The sequence below is a fragment of the Pseudomonas vanderleydeniana genome (assembly GCF_014268755.2).
Classification (GTDB): Bacteria; Pseudomonadota; Gammaproteobacteria; order Pseudomonadales; family Pseudomonadaceae; genus Aquipseudomonas; species Aquipseudomonas vanderleydeniana.
Genome location: NZ_CP077093.1, coordinates 3,159,068 through 3,177,022, shown reverse-complemented (window position 1 = coordinate 3,177,022; position 17,955 = coordinate 3,159,068). Strand labels below are relative to the sequence as shown.

The window sequence follows — 17,955 nt, the reverse complement described above, 5'->3', positions numbered from 1 at the left end:
GGGTCAATACCGCAGGATACTCCCCGGATCAGTCATCCAGGTCCTTGGGCGCAGCCGCGGCCTTGCCCGGTTTTTCCGCCTTGCCCGGCTTGGCGCCCTTCCCTGGCTTGGTCTCGGCAGCTTCCGCGGCGGGTGCCGGCGGCGTCGGCGCGACGGTTTCCTTCTCGGAGGCCGGCAAGGCATCGACCGCCTTGAAGACGTCGGCGATCGGCATTGGGCCGTCATGTTCGAGGGTCTTCTGCTGGCCGTCCTTGCCCACCAGGATCACCGTGGACTTGCCCTCCGGCGTAACCCCCAGTTTCAGGCCACGAATCAGCGCCATGGTGGTCGGCTGCTCCATGAACTTGTCGGCGCGCTTGCCCACGGTCTGGGCCACCTCGTAGAGCACCAGCTGGCGCTCGTCGAACGCTTTCCTGTTGGCCGGATCGTCGAGGGCCTTCTTCAGCCCGACCAGGGTCGGGTCCGCGGTGCTCGGTGCAATCACCACCAGCGCACGGGATTTGCCGTAGTCCTGTGCCAGCGGAGAGTCGACGTCGGCGGCCAGCAGCGGACCGGACGCGAAGATCGACAGGGCGGCGAAGGTCAAAGACCGGACGAACATACACACCTCCTTTGAATATTCATGGGGTAATGATTGCGCATCGTAGGAAAAGATCCACACAGGGCCGAGTTATTTCTCAAAATTCAAGTAACGGGATCTTTCCTCCAGCAGGATATCGAACAGTGCCTGAGCCGCCGTCGACAGCTCATGACCCGGCTTGGTCAAGACACCAATGGCCCGTTCGACCACCGGCTCATGTAGCGTGATACAGCGCGCACCCAGCTCGCGCATCTGCCCGACGCACAGCGCCGGCACCGCACTCACCCCCAGGCCGCTGGCGACCATCCGCCCCACCGTCGCCAGTTGGTGGCTCTCGAACTCCACCGGCAGGGTCATGCCACGCGCACGCAGGTGTTCCTCGAGCATCACCCGCACGTTGGACGGCCGTTGCAGGGTGATGAAAGGCTCGCGCAGCAAGGTGTCCCAATCGATCTCGCTGGCCTCGGCCAGCGCTGAATCCGCTGGCACCACCGCGACGAAGCGATCCCTGTACAACGGCGTGAAACGCAGCGACGAATTCTGCAGCGGCTCGAAGGCCACCCCCAGTTCCACCTGGCGATCGCCGACCATCTCCAATACCTGCTCGTTGATCACATCGTTCACCGCGACGTTGACCTGAGGGTAGCGTGCACGAAAGATCTTTAGGATCGGCGGCAGCAGGTTGCCGGCGAACGAAGGCATCGCCGCCAGGGTCACCCGGCCGCGCTGCAGGCTGAAACGCTGGCGCAATTCATCCTCGGCATTATCCCAGTCGGCGATCAGGCGCCGGGCCAGCGGCACCAGCGCCTCGCCCTCCGGGGTCAAGGCGACGTTACGGGTGTTGCGGCTGAACAGGCGGCCGCCCAATCCATCCTCCAGCGCCTTGATGGTCAGGCTCAGGGCCGATTGCGACAGGAACAGGCGCTCACCCGCCACGGCGAAGCTCAGGCTCTGGGCAACGGCGAGAAACGCCCTAAGCTGTTTGACGGTCATCGGTATTTCTCATGGCAGCGGGCATTTATTGAGTTTTCCCAATCAATCAAACCTAAAAATCAACTTAACAAATATATTTCCCGGAGCAACACTCTGTCCAAAGGTCGTGAAGACCAACGAACAACAAAAGAGGATCATGCATATGGCAGGTTTCGATAAACGCGTGGCGTCCTACGAAGAGGCCCTCGCCGGCCTCGAAGACGGCATGACCGTACTCTCCGGCGGCTTCGGCCTGTGCGGTATCCCGGAAAACCTGATCGCCGAGATCAAGCGCCGGGGCACCCGCGACCTCACCGTGGTTTCCAACAACTGCGGCGTCGATGGCTTCGGCCTCGGCGTACTGCTCGAAGACCGGCAGATTCGCAAGGTGGTCGCCTCCTACGTCGGTGAGAACGCCCTGTTCGAGAAGCAACTGCTGAGCGGCGAAATCGAAGTGGTCCTGACTCCACAAGGCACCCTGGCCGAGAAGATGCGCGCCGGCGGCGCGGGCATTCCAGCCTTCTTCACCGCCACCGGCGTTGGCACCCCGGTGGCCGAAGGCAAGGAAACCCGCGAATTCAACGGCCGTCCGTACCTGATGGAAGAATCCATCACCGGCGACTTCGCCATCGTCAAGGGCTGGAAAGCCGACCACTTCGGCAACGTCATCTACCGCCATACCGCACAGAACTTCAACCCGCTGGCGGCCACCGCCGGCAAGATCACCGTGGTCGAGGTCGAGGAAATCGTCGAACCGGGCGAACTGGACCCGGCGCAGATCCACACCCCTGGCATCTACGTCGACCGGATCATCTGCGGCACGTTCGAGAAGCGCATCGAACAGCGCACCGTGCGCAAGTAATCCCCGGCCCCCTCGACTTACGGAGAACAAGAACATGGCACTTTCCCGCGAACAAATGGCCCAGCGCGTCGCCCGCGAGCTGCAGGACGGCTTCTACGTCAACCTCGGCATCGGCATCCCGACCCTGGTCGCCAACTACATCCCGGCCGGCATGGAAGTCATGCTGCAGTCGGAAAACGGCCTGCTCGGCATGGGCGCCTTCCCGACCGAGGACGCGGTCGACGCTGACATGATCAACGCCGGCAAGCAGACCGTCACCGCACGCATCGGCGCGTCGATCTTCTCCTCCGCCGAATCCTTCGCGATGATCCGCGGCGGCCACATCGACCTGACCGTACTCGGCGCCTTCGAGGTCGACGTCCAGGGCAACATCGCCTCCTGGATGATCCCCGGCAAGCTGGTCAAGGGCATGGGCGGTGCGATGGACCTGGTGGCCGGTGCCGAGAACATCATCGTCACCATGACCCACGCCTCCAAGGATGGCGAGTCGAAGCTGCTGTCCAAGTGCAGCCTGCCGCTGACCGGGGCCAACTGCATCAAGCGCGTGCTGACCGACCTGGCCTACCTGGAAATCGAAAATGGCGCTTTTGTCCTCAAGGAACGCGCACCTGGCGTCAGCGTCGAAGAGATTGTCAGCAAGACCGCGGGTAAACTGATCGTTCCCGACCATGTGCCTGAAATGCAGTTTTCCTGATGAGGAATGAAGCGATGCAAGACGTAGTGATCGTTGCCGCCACCCGTACGGCGATCGGCAGCTTCCAGGGTGCGCTGGCCAACGTCAGCGCCGTGGACCTCGGCGCGGCGGTGATCCGCCAGTTGCTGAGCCAGACCGGCCTGGATGGCGCGCAGGTCGATGAAGTGATCATGGGCCAGGTGCTCACCGCCGGTGCCGGCCAGAACCCGGCACGCCAGGCCGCGATCAAGGCCGGCCTGCCCCACGCCGTACCGGCCATGACCCTGAACAAGGTCTGCGGCTCGGGCCTCAAGGCCCTGCATCTGGCAGCCCAGGCGATTCGCTGCGGCGATGCCGAGGTGATCATCGCCGGTGGCCAGGAGAACATGAGCCTGTCCAACTACGTGCTACCCGGTGCCCGCACCGGCCTGCGCATGGGGCACGCGCAGATGGTCGACACCATGATCAGCGACGGCCTGTGGGACGCGTTCAACGACTACCACATGGGCATCACCGCCGAAAACCTGGTGGCCAAGTACGACATCAGCCGTGAAGCGCAGGACGCCTTTGCCGCCGCCTCGCAACAGAAGGCCGTGGCCGCCATCGAGGCCGGGCGCTTCGTCGACGAGATCACGCCGATCCTGATTCCCCAGCGCAAGGGCGACCCGCTGGCCTTCGCCACCGACGAACAACCCCGTGCCGGCACCACGGCCGAAGGGTTGGCCAAGCTCAAGCCGGCGTTCAAGAAGGACGGTTCGGTCACGGCCGGCAACGCCTCGTCGCTGAACGACGGCGCCGCTGCCGTGATCCTGATGAGCGCCACCAAGGCCAAGGCCCTGGGCCTGCCGGTGCTGGCGAAGATCGCGGCCTATGCCAACGCGGGCGTCGACCCGGCCATCATGGGCATCGGCCCGGTCGGCGCGACCCGGCGCTGCCTGGAAAAAGCCGGCTGGAGCCTGGGCCAACTGGACCTGATCGAAGCCAACGAAGCCTTTGCCGCACAGGCCCTGTCGGTCGGCAAGGAGCTGGGCTGGGACGCGAGCAAGGTCAACGTCAACGGTGGCGCCATCGCCCTCGGCCATCCGATTGGCGCCTCGGGTTGCCGGGTACTGGTGACCCTGCTGCACGAGATGATCAAGCGTGATGCGAAAAAGGGCCTGGCGACCCTGTGCATCGGCGGCGGTCAGGGCGTAGCCCTGGCGATCGAGCGCTGACAGACGATCGAGGGCCTGCTCCCACCAACCGTGGCGAGCGGGCTTGCCCGCGCTGGGGCGCAGAGCGCCCCCAAACCAGCCACCGCGGTGCATCAGGAGCAATGGGGAACCCGGGTTTACGACTGCTTCGCAGCCGAACGCGGGCAAGCCCGCTCGCCACAACCGCAAGCGGTACCACTGGGCAATCGGGTAGTCCTCATGGCAGGCAGACCCACTAAATTGCAATAGCTCCCGTCCCAAGCAGCCCATGGCCTGATGTGGCGAGCAGGCTTGCCTGCGCTGGGGCGCAGAGCGCCCCCAAACCAGCCGACGCGGTGCATCAGGAGCAATGGGGAACCCGGGTTTACGACTGCTTCGCAGCCGAACGCGGGCAAGCCCGCTCGCCACACGTGACATAGCGCGAACGAGGCGCTCTTGCATCGTTTCAATCCCGCCCCGTCGGGAACATCACTGCACAGCATATCAAGGTGGTAATACACAGCAAAAATACCCTGCCTCCCAATAACGTTTGCGCTGCTAGCGTGAACCAGATCCATCACAGCAGAGGAGCGCAATGGATTGCCTCCCCACCCCAACTCTCATCGCCTGCGTACAGGTCGATACTCCGAACCCGGCCGAGCCTATCTCGTTACGGCAGTGGTACATGGGCGAAGGCCTCTTTTCAGCGACTGGATATTGGGACGCTTGCTGGTTGCCGAAATGAAAAGGACTCATGAACTCGGCCTCGTGACATCACTGGCCTGGGTAATCATGCCAGACCACTTCCACTGGCTGTTCCAACTGCACCACACGCCCCTCGCCCAAGTTGTCGGCTGCGTCAAATCCTGCAGCACATTGGCCATCAATCGAGCCACGGAAAAGCATGGTCGCTTCTGGCAAAGCGGCTATCACGACAGGGCCATTCGAGATGGTGAAGACCTGCGGGGTGCAGCCAGGTACATCATCGCCAACCCTTTGCGGGCTGGCCTGGTCGAACGAGTGGGCGACTATCCGTTGTGGGATGCGGCCTGGCTTTGAGTTTCTTCGGGCACAATGGCGACTTGGGATGGGACAACTTGACTGGGCTGAGTAACCGGGTTTGTTGTGGCGAGCAGGCTTGCCTGCGCTGGGGCGCAGAGCGCCCCCAAACCAGCCAACGCGGTGCATCAGGAGCAATGGGGAACCCGGGTTTACGACTGCTTCGCAGCCGAACGCGGGCAAGCCCGCTCGCCACAACCACAAGCGGTACCACCGGGCAATCGGGTAGTCCTCATGGCAGGCAGCCCCACCAAATCACAATAGCCCCCGTCCCAAGCAGCACCACGGCCCAATGTGGCGAGCGGGCTTGCCCGCGCTGGGGCGCAGAGCGCCCCAAACCACCCAACACGGTGCATCAGGAGGAATGGGGAACCCGGGTTTACGACTGCTTCGCAGCCGAACGCGGGCAAGCCCGCTCGCCACAACCGCAAGCGGTACCACCGGGCAATCGGGTAGTCCTCATCGCAGGCAGCGCCACTAAATTGCAATAGCCCCTTCCCAAGCAGCACCACAGCCCGATGTGGCGAGGGAGGGGCCTCCGAGTGCTATCCTCGACACATGTGTCCATGCACTTGAGCGCGCCCCGCATGATTCTTGTCCTGCTGCCCCACAGCGACTACGACCCCACCGAAAGCAGCGTGCCCTGGCAGTACCTGCACCGTGCTGGCATCGAGGTACGCTTCGCCACGCCCACCGGCGCCGTGGCGCACGCCGATCCACGCCTGGTCGAACAGGGCTTCGGCCCACTCAATCCGCTGCTGATGACCCGCAAGCCCGACCTGGAGAGCTATCGGGCAATGCTGAGCGATCCACATTTCCAGCACCCCATGGCCTATGCCGACGTCGATCCCACGCAATTCGCTGGCCTGCTGGACGCCGACGCGGCAAAACGGATCGCCCTGCACTTCTTCAAGGCCGGCAAGCCGATCGCGTCGGTCTGCCACGGCCCGTTGCTGTTCGCCCGCACCCTCGATCCCGAAACCGGACGTTCGGTGCTCTACGGCCGCAAGGTCACCGGATTGTTGTCCGTGACCATGGAACTGGCCGCCTGGATGATCACCGCCCCCTGGCTCGGGCGTTACTACCGGACCTACCCGCAGACCGTCGAGGCGGAGATCAAGGCCACACTGGCCAGTCCCGGGGATTTCATCGCTGGGCCGCCGGCGTTGCTGCGTGATTCCGCCAGCAGGCCCGAGCGTGGTTTCACCGTCCGCGACGGCAACCTGTTGACTGCGCGCTGGCCCGGCGACTGCCATCGCCTGGCCGCCGAATGGCTGAGGATGCTCAAGGAAGCACCCACCTCCTGAGTTCAAGGAACCGTGCGGCCGGCCGAAGGTCTTTATTCACCTGAACTCGGTCTCCAGCAAGGAAAGCTCATGAAGCGCATCGCCGTCGTCGCCACCCTCGGCCTACTCAGTGCCTGCCATCTGCAGCCAGCCCGTACCGGCGGCAGTTCGCAGGCGTTGTTCGGCGACATGCTCAAGCAGCCGCCACTGGCCGACTCGATCCTGCGCGATGGCGACCAGCTCAGCTACCAGGCCCAGGTGGCTTCCAGCAAATCCGCCAGCACCCCGGAGATCGCGCAGATCCAGGCCGCCTGCAATGGCACGGAGGCCAGCCTGCTGTTCGTCGAATCGCCCGGGAAACTGGCCGCCGATGGCCAGCCCGAACGCGTCACGGTCATGAGCCGCCTGCTACCTGCCGTCGCTGTCAACCTGCGGCAGAACCCCGGCTTCGTCGAGGCCTGCGCCAACACCCCGCGGCCAGACTGGCGCCTGGCAGGTGAAGCCGAAGGCCAGCGCCAACTGCTGATCGACCGCGCCAGCCTGAAAGACGTGGGCGGTGCCTGGCAGTTCTGGGGAGCGGTCGACGAGCCTTCGGTCCTGACCCAGCAGCAGAAAAGGATGCCCTACGCGCAAACGCGCATGCGCCTGCAGGCCAACTGCAGCAGCCAGACCTATCGCGTCCGGGCCGAATTCGGCCTCAATCAGAACAACGTGGTGACCTTTGGCAAAACCGACAGTGCGCCTCAGGACCAGCCCTTCGGCAGCGCGCCGGCCACCACCCGCACCCTGCTGAAAGCCGTCTGCGTGGCCGATGCAGGCACCGCACTGGAGCGCCTGCCCATTGCCGTGCCACGCAGCAAGACCGCCCAGCAACTGACGCCCGCGCAGGTACCGGCAACGGTCATCGCGGCAATCAACGCCCTGGATCTGCCACCTGCCACCACGCTCCTGCGTCGCCAGGTCATGGAGCGCAACAGCGCCCATACCAGCCTGCGCTATGAGTCGTCCTTCGAAACCGATCCCCAGAGCGGGCAGATGCGCCAGCGCGAGAAGAGCCAGTACTCGAGCAGCGACAGGATCACCTTCCGCGGCTTGTTCAGCCTGACCTTCCAGACGCAGTACCAGGACAAGGGCCTGACGATTTCGCAGGCCAGCAATGTCGAACAATTGAGTTTCAGCGGTGACTGGAAGCAGATGCCCATCGGCGCAACGCTCGGATTCAGTTCCCAGAGCCGCAACCGCGATACCTCCAGGCCGGATCGCCTGGTGTCGCGCCAGGAGAGCTGTGTGGTCAAGCGCGAGCTGCCGGCGAGCAAGATCAACTCCAGCCTGGGCGGTATGGCCAGGGAACTGGAGTGCACCAGCACCAGCGAGCAGTTGATCACCACGTCGACAGTGTTCTACCTGCAGGACCCGGGCTACTTCTTCACCAGCAAGAGTGCGACTCGGGGCCTGTACAAGGACGACACGAGCATGCGGCTGGTCCAGGTCGAATGAAGCCTGGCCCCCTGGCGAATCTGCACGCTAGCGGTTCTCCAGGATCCGCCTGCTGATAAAACTGAATGCCAGCACCACGAAGATCAACACGCCAGTCGCGACCTGCTGCCAGTAGAAGTTCCAGCCGATCAGCAGCAGGCCGTTGGCGATGACGTTGATGAACAATACTCCCAGCAGCGTACCCGGGATGTTGGCCCGCCCCTGCCGGTTGAGGGTGGTTCCGATGAACACCGCCCCAATCGCATTGAGCAGGAAGGCGTTGCCGGACAAGGGTACATAGGCGTTGACCGTCGAGCTCAGCACTACCCCGGCCAGCCCGCAGGCGAGCGCCGTGGCCAGCACCACGCGGGTCACGATGCGCCGCACCGACAACCCCGAGTAGTACGCCAGCAGCGGTTGGGTCCCCTGGGCCAGCAACTCACGCCCCAGCCGCCCGCGCGCCAGCAACAGGCCATACCCCCACGCCAAGCCCAGCGCGATCCAGAGCGGTACCGCCACGCCAAGCAGGCTCGACTCGACCAGCCCCGGTTTGAACCCCTGGGGGATGTAGATCGGCTGCCCGCCGTCAGACAGTAACTGTTGGGCGCTGGTGCCGATGAACAGCGTGCCCAGGGTTGCCAGGAACGGGCTGATCCGCAGCCCGGCGATCAGCCCGGCATTGAATAACCCGACCAGCAGGCCGCCCCCCAGCGCCGCTGGCAACGCGACCGCCAGACCATGGCCGGCATTGAGCAATACCACGAAACTCAAGCTGGCGAAGTCCAGGCCGTGCCGACTGACAGGTCGATCCCGCCCGCAGCCACCGCATAGGTCATGCCGATGGCGACAATCGCCAGCAGGACAAAATTGTTCAGCACCAGGCTGCGCAGGTTGCCCGCGCTGAGAAAACCTGGCGCCTGCCAGGCAAAGAACAGGACAATCGCCAGGAACACCAGGGGCAAGGTGAAAGGCAGCAGCGACCGCACCGCCACATCCTGACGTGCAAGCAATCGACTCATGCGCCCTCCCCTCGACTCAGTGCGCTGGAAGCTGCCACCACCAGCAGGATCAGCACGCCTTGAACGCCGTTGACCCAGAAACTGGCGATGTTCAGCAGTTGAAAGCCATTGATCAGGAAGCCGATCAGCAGCGTCGCCAGCAAGGTACCGGGAATGCTCGCCACCAGCCGTCGGGAGAACACCACCCCGAGAAAGGCGATCGCCACCACCGACAGCAGCATGTCACCGGAACCGGTGGTGCTGCCACTGAAGAAGGCCGCCGAACACAGGGCCGCCACCGCGGCACACAGTCCCGACAGCAGGTAGCTGGACAACACGTGACCGGCCACTGCAATACCCGCCGCCTGAGCGGCCTGCGGATACTCGCCCACGGCATGCAGGCGAAGCCCATAGGCCGTGTGCTGGATCAATAGCGTCAACAAGCCCGCCATCACCAGCAGCACCCAGGCCAGTGCGGGCACGCCCAGCCAACTGCCGCTGCTGAGCAGGTCCAGCAACGGCGAGTCGGTCGGCACCACGGTGTTTTCCGTCAGCACCAGCTCCAGGCCGGCCAGCACGTTCATGCTCGCCAGCGTTGCCAACAATGGCGGCAAGCGCAGCAGCACCACCGCCAGGCCATTGGACAGGCCGACGAACAGCCCACAGGCCAGGGTCAGCGGCAGGCTGAGCCACAATTCCAGACCGGCATTGTTCAGCCGGCTGAACAGCGCCGCGCACAAGCCGAGGTTGGCTGCCAGCGACAGGTCCAGGCCGCCGGCGACGACGTTCGAGCCACCCCCGATGATCACGCAGGTCAGGCCAAAGGCGAGCACTCCGAGAATCGCCGACTGGCTGAAGACATTGGCAAGATTGCCCAGCGACAGGAAATTCGGCGCCATCAGCGCGAAGCCCAGCAGAATGACCAGGAACACCCCCACGGAGCCGCGTCGCAGCAGCAACACCCAGAGGCGTCGGGACAGGCCGTCGCCCGCTGCCTGCCATTGAAGCTGATCAGACGGCGACATCCGCCACCTCCCTGTTCACGATGACCTCATCGGGCTGCCCGGCACCGGTGGCGCAAGCCAGCAGGCGATCGCTGTCGACGTCACCGGCGCGAAACTCGCCAGCGATTTCACCCCGATGCAGCACCAGGATACGGTCGCTGATGCCGATCAACTCCGGCAGGTCCGAAGACAGCACCAGCACGGCCGCGCCTTCCTGCACCAGACGACCGACCAGGCGATAGATTTCCACCTTCGCCCCGACATCCACACCCACGCAAGGCTCATCGAGCAGGTACACGGCCGAACGTCGACTCAACCATTTGCCCAGGGCAACCTTCTGCTGGTTGCCTCCGCTGAGCTGGCTGACCGCCGCCTGGGGGCCGGGGGTCTTGATCGCCAGCTCGTCGATCAATCGGACACTCTCGGCCTGCTCCAGGCCACGGCTCAGCAGCCCCCAGCGACTGAAGCGACGAAGCCCGGCCAGGGTCAGGTTCTCCAGCACCGAGAGCAGCGGAGAAACGCCATGGCTACGGCGTTCTTCAGGCACCAGGGCGATACCGGCAGCGATCGCCTGCGCCGGCGAATGCAGGCGCAGCGGACGGCCTTCGAGTTCGATGCTGCCGCTGTCGGGGCGAATCACGCCGAACAGGGTCTTGAGCAGTTCCTTGGCCCCGGAGCCGACCAGGCCGGTCAGGCCGACGATCTCGCCGCGGCGCAACTGCAGGTCGATCTGCCGGTAATGCCGGGCCAGGCTCAGGGAGCGTACCTGCAACAGCGGCTCACCCGGTACGACCGGGACCTTGGGGTACATCTCCCGCACCTCGCGGTTGACCATCAATCGGGCTATCTGCGCACTGGTGGTGCGGCGCGGCTCGACCACGGCCACATCCCGCCCATTGCGCAACACCGTGACCTCGTCGCACAGGCTGTCGATTTCCTGCAGGTAGTGCGAGATGTAGAGAATCGACAAGCCCTGCTCGCGCAAGCGCTTGACGATGCGCATCAGCTGGTCGACCTCGCGCTTGACCAACGCTACGCTGGGCTCGTCGAACACCAGGATCTTCGGTTGGCGCACCAGGGCCCGGGTGATCTGCAGCACCTGCCGCTGGGCGCTGTTGAGCTCGCCCACCAGCGCTCCGGCCGGCAGTTGCAGATCGAAGTACTCCGCCAGCAGCCGTTCGGCCTCGCGCTGCTGACGCCGGCGATCGAGCAGCGGACCACGACACAGCTCATGGCCGAAGAACAGCGCCTCGCCGACGGTGAAACGGGTCGGCAGCAAACGTTCCTGGTGAATGAACTGCACGCCCAGGGCTTCCGCCTGGCGGGGTGACAGCGCGGCATGACGCTGGCCGTCAATGCCCAACCAGCCCGAGTCGGCCCTGTGGATGCCGGCCAGGATCTTGATCAGCGTCGACTTGCCGGCACCGTTCTCGCCGACCAGACCGTGAATGGTGCCGCGCCGGACCTTCAGGCTGGCGTCATCCAGCGCCAGGGTCGCGCCGAATCGCTTGCGCAGATGCTCCAGGTGCAATGCCGGGACGGCTGTCATCAGTCACCCCGCAATTGCTGGACCTGGGCCAGGTTGCCAGCGGTGGTCAGCAACGTGGCGACATGGGTTTCCCTGGGCAGGTCATGCTGCCCGGCCAGGTAGCGGGCGACGTTCTGCACGGCGGTCTTGCCGATCAGCGCCGGCTGCTGTGCCACCACGGCGCCGACCGGCGAATGGGGCTGACCCAGCAGCTCCAGCACCTCGGGAGTACCGTCGACGCCGTAGGTCTTGATCTCGGTGCGTTTGGCATCGATCAGGGCCTTGCTTGCCCCCAGTTGCGGGATGTCCCAGGCCGACCAGATGGCCGTGACGCTGCCGGCCGGGTACTTGTTGAGCAAGGCCGACACCTGGGAATAGGCGTCCTGCACGGTGTTGGGGATCACATCGCGCAGTTCCGGCTCGATGATCTCCAGTTGCGGATGATCCTTGAGCGCCAGCTTCAGCTGGTCGTAGCGGATCGCGCAGACAGGGACGCCATAGAAGCCGTTGAACACCAGGATGCGGCCCTTGCCACCGGCGTCCTTGATCAGTTGGTCGGCCAGGGCCTTGCCGGTGGCGACGTTGTCCGAGGTCGTGTTGTTGAGGCTGTACTGCGACGGTGCATCGATGGTGAACAGCGGGATACCGGCCTTGCTGATGCGCTTGAGCCAGGGGTCGATCACGCTCAGGGTGCCGAGGGTCTGGATCACCGCATCGGGCTTCTGGGTGACCACGGTTTGCAGTTGGGTCACCAGGTTCTTGTCGTTACGCCCGGCATCGAGGGTAATCGGCGTACCGCCCAGCCGCTTGATCTCATCGACCTGCGCCTGGAAAGCCTTGATGTCGAAGTAGTGACTGGTGCCGGTCATGCTCACGGCGATGCGCTTGCCGGCCAGGGAGGGTACGGCATCGTCGCCTTCAGCGGCCTGGGCAAGGGAGGCCTGGCCGAGCAGCAAGGCTGCGCCAAGCCAGACAAAACGGGAAAGTGAAGAACGGGTGGAAGGCATACAGGGCTCCGCTGAGCAGCCGATGAAAGGGTTCACCGGTTCATAAGCACGCCCCGTGCCATAGATTTTTATCTATGAATATCAAGTAGATACAAAACAAACCTGATCCAGAATCTGTTATCCATTCGACAGATCTGTCGGATCACTGTTGCCCACGCAACAGTGAAGCTCAGCCCCTGGGCTGCCGCGCGAGCATCACCTCCAGCTCGGCCGTGTGCACGAAGCACAGCTTGTTGCCTTCCGGGTCACGGCAGTAGGCGCCGTAGTAGTCGGCGCCATAATGAGGTCGCAGGCCCGGTGCGCCCTCGTCCCCCGCCCCCAGCGCCAGGGCTCGATGCCAGGCCGCCTTTACGGCACCCTGCGACAGCGCGGCAAAGCTGACCTGCACGCCATTGCCCCAGGTCGCCGGCAGACCGTTGAACGGCTCCTGCACGAAGAAGTGCGGCCATTCCCAGCCCGGCATCCGCCAACCGGCACCGGGCGGGCCGCTGTCCGCTTCGTCGGGCATGCGCACCAGGCCAAGCTCGGCCAGCACCGCCTCGTAGAAGGCAATCATGCGCGGCAAGTCCCGCGCCCCCAATTGGATATGGCTGAACATGACGATCCTCCCTGATGGCTACCGCTCTGTCAGTCGAGCTTGAACGCCTCGTCCAGTGGTACACGGTAGCCGTTGGCCAGGCGATTGGTCTCGTTGGCCATGCCGACCACCGCCTGCAATTCGCCGAACATCGCGTCGGTCATCCCTGCCTTGCGCGCCGCCGCCGTGTGCGAGGCGATGCAGTACGGGCAATTGTTGGTGACGCTGACGGCCACGTAGATCAGTTCCTTGGTCAGCGAGTCCAGGGCACCAGGCGCCATGATCTCCTTGAGGCTGTCCCAGGTCCGGCGCAGGGTCGGCGGGTGAGCGGCCAGGCACTTCCAGAAATTGTTGACCTGCGCAACCTGGCGGGTCTGCATGATGTCATCGTAAACGGCGCGTACTTCAGGGCTGGCGTCTTCGTATTCAGTCAGGTGCTGGGACGACATGGAGCTTCCTCGCAATGGAATGGATTACCGCGTCAGGCCGCCTACGTTACGCCTTCTGCCCACGCAAGCGAAAGCTCCCCGGACTCTCCCCCGTCCACTGCTTGAAGGCCCGGTGAAACGCGCTCGGCTCGCGAAAACCGACATCCTGGGCGATCTCGGCGATGCTCATGCGAGTGTTGCGCAGGCGTTCGAAGGCAATCGCGCGACGCACCTCGTCCTTGATTTGCTGGTAGGAAAAACCCTCGCGCTGCAACGCCCGGCGCAGGCTGGCCAGGTGGATGTCGAATTCGTCGGCCAGTTGCTCCAGGGTCGGCCAATGGTCATAACCGCATGAACGCAACCGCTGGTGCACGCGAGCACTGAAGCCCTCGCGATTGCGAAAGCGGATGAACACCGACTGCGGTGCATCACGCAAAAACGCATAGAGCGACTTGCGATCGGCCAGCACGGGCAGACGCAGGTACTCGCGTTCGAACTCGATCTCGGTCACCGGTGCATCGAATTCCACGTAGGCTCCCCACAACAGGTGCTCGTCGCCATGGGGCGGTCGGGCATGGGCGAAGCGCGCCCGGCTGATGGGGATGCGCCGGCCGGCCAGCCAGCACATCAGGCCGACGATCAGGATCAGGAAGGTTTCGGTGACCACGGCCTGCAGGTACGGGTCGCGGGTATCGGTGCTCATCACCACGGCAACCCGCTTGCCGCGCACCTGCACCTGGGCGTGGATGTCACGCAGGAACAGCGCGAAGTACTCCAGCGACAAGCCCAGCGCCTTGCCCACCGTGGGTGCCTGGATCAGTCCGCGGCAGATCAGGGCAAAACTGCCGATGGGCATGCCGTGAGAGTCGAAACCGAAGAATTCGTCGCCCAGCTCGCGAATCACCGCCAGCCAGAGCTGTGCCAGCTGCCGGGGCGCCACCCGTTCCCCCAGTTCCTCCACCGAGCCCTCACGGAAGCCGGCGGCCTGCAGCAGCTCGGCAACCCGCTGCGGCTGATCGAGAAAACGCACCAGCAGGGCCTTGACGAAGTACGACGATACCGAATGTTTTTCTTTCATGAATCCCAGGCTGCGTATGGCAAAAAAGAACAGATTTACTGAGCGGTTTCGGCATAGTTCCAAGCAATGGCCGGTCCTAGACTTGTCGACCAGATGAGCCCTGCGCCAGGTGATACGCCCGACACGGACTAAGCTTGCTCACCGGCTGCCACAACGACAAAACAGGAGTGCCCCATGTCAAAGCCCGAAGTGTATATCGTCAGCGCCGTCCGGACAGCCATCGGCACCTTCGGCGGCGCCCTGAAGGACGTCCCCCTGAGCGACCTGGCGACCACCGCCGTCAAGGCCGCCCTGCAGCGTTGCGACCTTGACCCGGCCTTGGTCGGCCATGTGGTGATGGGCAACGTGATCCCCACCGACACCCAGGATGCCTACCTCTCCCGCGTCGCCGCCATGAATGCCGGCATTCCCAAGGAAACACCGGCCTATAACGTCAATCGCCTGTGCGGCTCGGGCCTGCAATCGATCGTCTCGGCCGCCCAGACCCTGCTGCTCGGTGATGCCGAGGTGGCCATCGGCGCCGGTGCCGAATCCATGAGCCGCGGTCCCTACCTGCTGCCTGCCGCCCGTTGGGGCGCGCGCATGGGCAACGTGCAGGCCATCGACTACATGCTCGGCATTCTCCACGACCCATTCCACGGCATTCACATGGGCATCACCGCCGAGAACATCGCCGAACGCAATGGCATCACCCGCCAGATGCAGGACGACCTGGCCCTGGAAGAACAGGTACGGGCCCGGCGTGCCATCGACGAAGGTCGTTTCACCGGGCAAATCACCCCGGTGGAGGTGCGCAGCCGCAAGGGTACCGAGCTGTTCAGCGTCGACGAGCACCCACGCAGCACTTCGCTGGAGCAATTGGCGCAGATGCGCACCGCCTTCAAGAAGGACGGTACCGTGACCGCCGGCAACGCCTCGGGCCTCAATGACGGCGCAGCCGCCGTGCTGATGGCGAGCGCCTCGGCCGTGCAGGCCAATGGTCTCAAGCCGCTGGCCCGCCTGGTCGCCTACGCCCATGCCGGAGTCGAGCCGGAACTGATGGGCCTGGGCCCGATCCCGGCTACCCGCCTGGCGCTCAAGCGCGCCGGGCTGACCATCGCCGACCTCGACGTGATCGAATCCAACGTCGCCTTCGCCGCGCAGGCCTGCGCCGTCAGCCAGGAGCTGGACCTCGACCCGGCCAAGGTCAACCCGAACGGCTCGGGCATTTCCCTCGGCCACCCGGTCGGGGCGACCGGCACCATCATCGCCACCAAGCTGATCCACGAGTTGCATCGCACCAGTGGGCGCTATGGCCTGGCCACCATGTGTATCGGCGGCGGGCAAGGCATCGCCGTCATCTTCGAACGGGTTTAAGGACTATTTTCATGAGTATCCAACGTATCGCCGTGATCGGCGCCGGCATCATGGGCAACGGCATCGCGCAGGTCTGCGCGGTGGCCGGCCTGCAGGTCAGCCTGATCGACGTTTCCCAGGCCGCCCTCGACAAGGGCCTGGCGACTCTCACCGGCAACCTCGATCGCCAGGTGCGCAAGGCCGTGATCAGCGCCGATGACAAGCAGGCCGCCCTCGGTCGCATCAGCCTGAGCACCGACTATGCGGTGCTGGCCGGTGTCGAGCTGGTGATCGAGGCCGCCACGGAAAACCTCGAGCTGAAAAAGCGTATCCTCAAGCAGGTCGCCGAAGTGGTTGGTGCCCAGTGCATCATCGCCACCAACACCTCGTCGCTGTCGATCACCGAGCTGGCCGCCGCGATCAGCCGGCCGGAGCGTTTCATCGGCCTGCACTTCTTCAACCCGGTGCCGGTGATGGGCCTGCTGGAGGTCATTCGCGGCCTGCAGACCAGCGACGCGACCCACGCCAGTGCCCTGGCCCTGGCCACGCAGATCGGCAAGACCGCCGTGACCGCCCGCAACCGCCCGGGTTTCGTGGTCAACCGCATCCTCTGCCCGATGATCAACGAAGCGATCTTCGTTCTCCAGGAAGACCTGGCGAGCGCCGAGGACATCGACGCCGGCATGCAGCTGGGCTGCAACCAGCCGATCGGCCCACTGGCCCTGGCCGACCTGATCGGCCTGGATACCCTGCTGGCGATCATGGAAAGCCTGCACTCGGGCTTCGACGAACCGAAGTACCGGCCAGCACAGTTGCTCAGGGAGATGGTCGCGGCCGGCTACCTGGGCCGCAAGAGCGGTCGCGGCTTCTACTCGTACGAAGGCTGATCGAGCATGGCCCGGGCAGCCCTCGCCATCGCGCCGCAGGCCGCGGAACAGAAGCCTTCACGCCACCTGGAAACCCGCACCAAGGCCGTGGCGCTGTTTGCCCGGCGCGGGTTCGCCCAGGTCGGCCTGCGCGAGCTGGCAGCGCACCTGGGCATCCAGCCCGGCTCGATCTACAACCATATCGAGAGCAAGCAGGCGCTGCTGTTCGAACTGATCGAAAGCCTGCACCTGGACCTGCTCGAGATTGTCGCCGCGCCATCGGCGCGGACCTCGCGCTCAGCGGAAAAACGCCTGGACGCGCTGATAAGCGCCCATCTGGACCTGCACCGCGACAAGGCCGATTTCTTCCGCGTCGCGGAGCATGAGTTCCATTGCCTGGACGACGCGCAGCAGGCGGCGGTGCTGGAGTTGCGTCGACGCTACGAGGGCCACCTGGTCAAGCTGCTCACGCCGCTGGGCCTCTCCCCTGACGAATCCCTGGCCCGCACTACCGTGCGCACCTTCCTGTGCCTGCTCAACAACCTGCCGGCCTGGACCGACGACGCCGGCCTGGAGCCCCAGGGACATCGGCTGCTGATGCATGGCATTGCATTGGGGGCGGTGAAAGGCGCGCTGGCCAGCGCCTCTGGTTGAAAGACACCGGCTGCGGCTCACACCCTCAGAGACAGGTCGCGACAGCCGCCAGCCGTCTGGCACCGATCGGCTTGGTCACGGTCGCGTAGTAGTCCACCACGGTACCGTCGGCCTCGCGGCGGACATCGACGAAGTACTCGGAGCCACGGGTATAGACGGTCGAACCGCCCTTGTAGCCCGGTTGCAGGTAGGCCGCGGCGTCGACATCGAAGACCTTCTCGTCCTGCCAGGAGAACTGGATGCACTGGGCGACGATGTTGTCGGCCTTGGTCGAGGTGAAGCTCTTGGTCGGCCCGGTGGTGCGGGTCTGATTCATGCCAGGGCCCATGCACCCTGCCAACGCCACTGCCGCCACCGCCCCGATTAACATCCGCATGACCGTTCTCTGCTCCAAAAAAGA

At 64.5% G+C, this 17,955-nt stretch carries 18 protein-coding genes and 1 pseudogene; 9 read left to right on the top strand and 10 right to left on the bottom strand.

The features are described from left to right. Positions 1-28 precede the first annotated feature (28 nt). Together HU752_RS14355 and HU752_RS14350 are read right to left on the bottom strand one after the other, a co-directional pair. Positions 29-601 (bottom strand): DUF4174 domain-containing protein, encoded by a 573-nt coding sequence (locus HU752_RS14355; protein ID WP_186688499.1) that lies wholly within the window; start codon positions 599-601, stop codon positions 29-31. A gap of 69 nt (positions 602-670) precedes the next feature. Next, positions 671-1,573, bottom strand: coding sequence for a LysR family transcriptional regulator (locus tag HU752_RS14350; protein WP_186688496.1), 903 nt, complete (start codon positions 1,571-1,573; stop codon positions 671-673). Between the two features lie 142 nt (positions 1,574-1,715). Between HU752_RS14350 and HU752_RS14345 the strand changes: the two genes are divergently transcribed. The 6 genes from HU752_RS14345 to HU752_RS14320 all read left to right on the top strand — a co-directional run bounded on the left by HU752_RS14345 (position 1,716) and on the right by HU752_RS14320 (position 8,101). Then, positions 1,716-2,414, top strand: a complete 699-nt coding sequence (locus HU752_RS14345; protein ID WP_186688494.1) for a CoA transferase subunit A — start codon at positions 1,716-1,718, stop codon at positions 2,412-2,414. 34 nt (positions 2,415-2,448) lie between these two features. Further along, on the top strand, positions 2,449-3,108 hold the full coding sequence (locus HU752_RS14340; RefSeq protein WP_017902124.1) for a CoA transferase subunit B: 660 nt from the start codon (positions 2,449-2,451) through the stop codon (positions 3,106-3,108). A gap of 14 nt (positions 3,109-3,122) precedes the next feature. Further along, positions 3,123-4,301, top strand: a complete 1,179-nt coding sequence (locus HU752_RS14335; RefSeq protein WP_186688492.1) for an acetyl-CoA C-acetyltransferase — start codon at positions 3,123-3,125, stop codon at positions 4,299-4,301. Positions 4,302-4,859: 558 nt separating this feature from the next. Continuing rightward, a complete protein-coding gene (locus HU752_RS14330; protein WP_186689360.1) occupies positions 4,860-5,318 on the top strand; it encodes an REP-associated tyrosine transposase in 459 nt (152 codons plus the stop codon). 587 nt (positions 5,319-5,905) lie between these two features. After that, entirely contained in the window at positions 5,906-6,625 is a 720-nt protein-coding gene (locus HU752_RS14325) for a DJ-1/PfpI family protein (protein ID WP_186689095.1), read from the top strand. A 69-nt stretch (positions 6,626-6,694) separates the two neighbouring features. Beyond that, positions 6,695-8,101, top strand: coding sequence for a hypothetical protein (locus HU752_RS14320; RefSeq protein WP_186689093.1), 1,407 nt, complete (start codon positions 6,695-6,697; stop codon positions 8,099-8,101). A gap of 27 nt (positions 8,102-8,128) precedes the next feature. On the opposite strand, the pseudogene HU752_RS14315 reads toward HU752_RS14320, so the two are convergent. The 7 genes and pseudogenes from HU752_RS14315 to HU752_RS14285 all read right to left on the bottom strand — a co-directional run bounded on the left by HU752_RS14315 (position 8,129) and on the right by HU752_RS14285 (position 14,700). Further along, a pseudogene (locus HU752_RS14315) lies at positions 8,129-9,099 on the bottom strand (ABC transporter permease). Beyond that, positions 9,096-10,103: an ABC transporter permease gene (locus HU752_RS14310; RefSeq protein WP_186689090.1), complete on the bottom strand. Its 1,008-nt coding sequence runs from the start codon at positions 10,101-10,103 to the stop codon at positions 9,096-9,098. Before HU752_RS14310 ends, HU752_RS14315 begins: the two are co-directional and overlap by 4 nt. Next, entirely contained in the window at positions 10,090-11,631 is a 1,542-nt protein-coding gene (locus tag HU752_RS14305; protein WP_186689087.1) for a sugar ABC transporter ATP-binding protein, read from the bottom strand. The genes HU752_RS14310 and HU752_RS14305 overlap by 14 nt, the downstream gene beginning before the upstream one ends. Further along, positions 11,631-12,617: a sugar ABC transporter substrate-binding protein gene (locus HU752_RS14300; protein ID WP_186689085.1), complete on the bottom strand. Its 987-nt coding sequence runs from the start codon at positions 12,615-12,617 to the stop codon at positions 11,631-11,633. The genes HU752_RS14305 and HU752_RS14300 overlap by 1 nt, the downstream gene beginning before the upstream one ends. Positions 12,618-12,786: 169 nt before the next feature. Then, positions 12,787-13,215 (bottom strand): VOC family protein, encoded by a 429-nt coding sequence (locus tag HU752_RS14295; protein WP_186689083.1) that lies wholly within the window; start codon positions 13,213-13,215, stop codon positions 12,787-12,789. 29 nt (positions 13,216-13,244) lie between these two features. Beyond that, positions 13,245-13,643: a carboxymuconolactone decarboxylase family protein gene (locus HU752_RS14290; protein ID WP_186689081.1), complete on the bottom strand. Its 399-nt coding sequence runs from the start codon at positions 13,641-13,643 to the stop codon at positions 13,245-13,247. A gap of 46 nt (positions 13,644-13,689) precedes the next feature. Then, complete coding sequence (locus HU752_RS14285; RefSeq protein WP_186689079.1) at positions 13,690-14,700, bottom strand: AraC family transcriptional regulator; 1,011 nt, start codon at positions 14,698-14,700, stop codon at positions 13,690-13,692. Between the two features lie 174 nt (positions 14,701-14,874). Here HU752_RS14285 and HU752_RS14280 point away from each other — a divergent pair, with 174 nt between their 5' ends. Genes HU752_RS14280 through HU752_RS14270 form a run of 3 tightly spaced genes read left to right on the top strand, consistent with a single transcriptional unit; the run spans position 14,875 to position 17,555 of the window. Further along, positions 14,875-16,056 carry an acetyl-CoA C-acyltransferase family protein gene (locus tag HU752_RS14280; protein ID WP_186689077.1) on the top strand — a complete coding sequence of 394 codons (1,182 nt, stop codon included), beginning with the start codon at positions 14,875-14,877 and terminating at the stop codon, positions 16,054-16,056. A gap of 11 nt (positions 16,057-16,067) precedes the next feature. Further along, positions 16,068-16,922 (top strand): 3-hydroxybutyryl-CoA dehydrogenase, encoded by an 855-nt coding sequence (locus HU752_RS14275; RefSeq protein WP_186689074.1) that lies wholly within the window; start codon positions 16,068-16,070, stop codon positions 16,920-16,922. Between the two features lie 6 nt (positions 16,923-16,928). Further along, positions 16,929-17,555 carry a TetR/AcrR family transcriptional regulator gene (locus tag HU752_RS14270; RefSeq protein ID WP_186689072.1) on the top strand — a complete coding sequence of 209 codons (627 nt, stop codon included), beginning with the start codon at positions 16,929-16,931 and terminating at the stop codon, positions 17,553-17,555. 25 nt (positions 17,556-17,580) lie between these two features. On the opposite strand, the gene HU752_RS14265 is transcribed toward HU752_RS14270, so the two are convergent. Further along, positions 17,581-17,931: a hypothetical protein gene (locus tag HU752_RS14265; RefSeq protein ID WP_186689070.1), complete on the bottom strand. Its 351-nt coding sequence runs from the start codon at positions 17,929-17,931 to the stop codon at positions 17,581-17,583. Positions 17,932-17,955 lie beyond the last annotated feature (24 nt).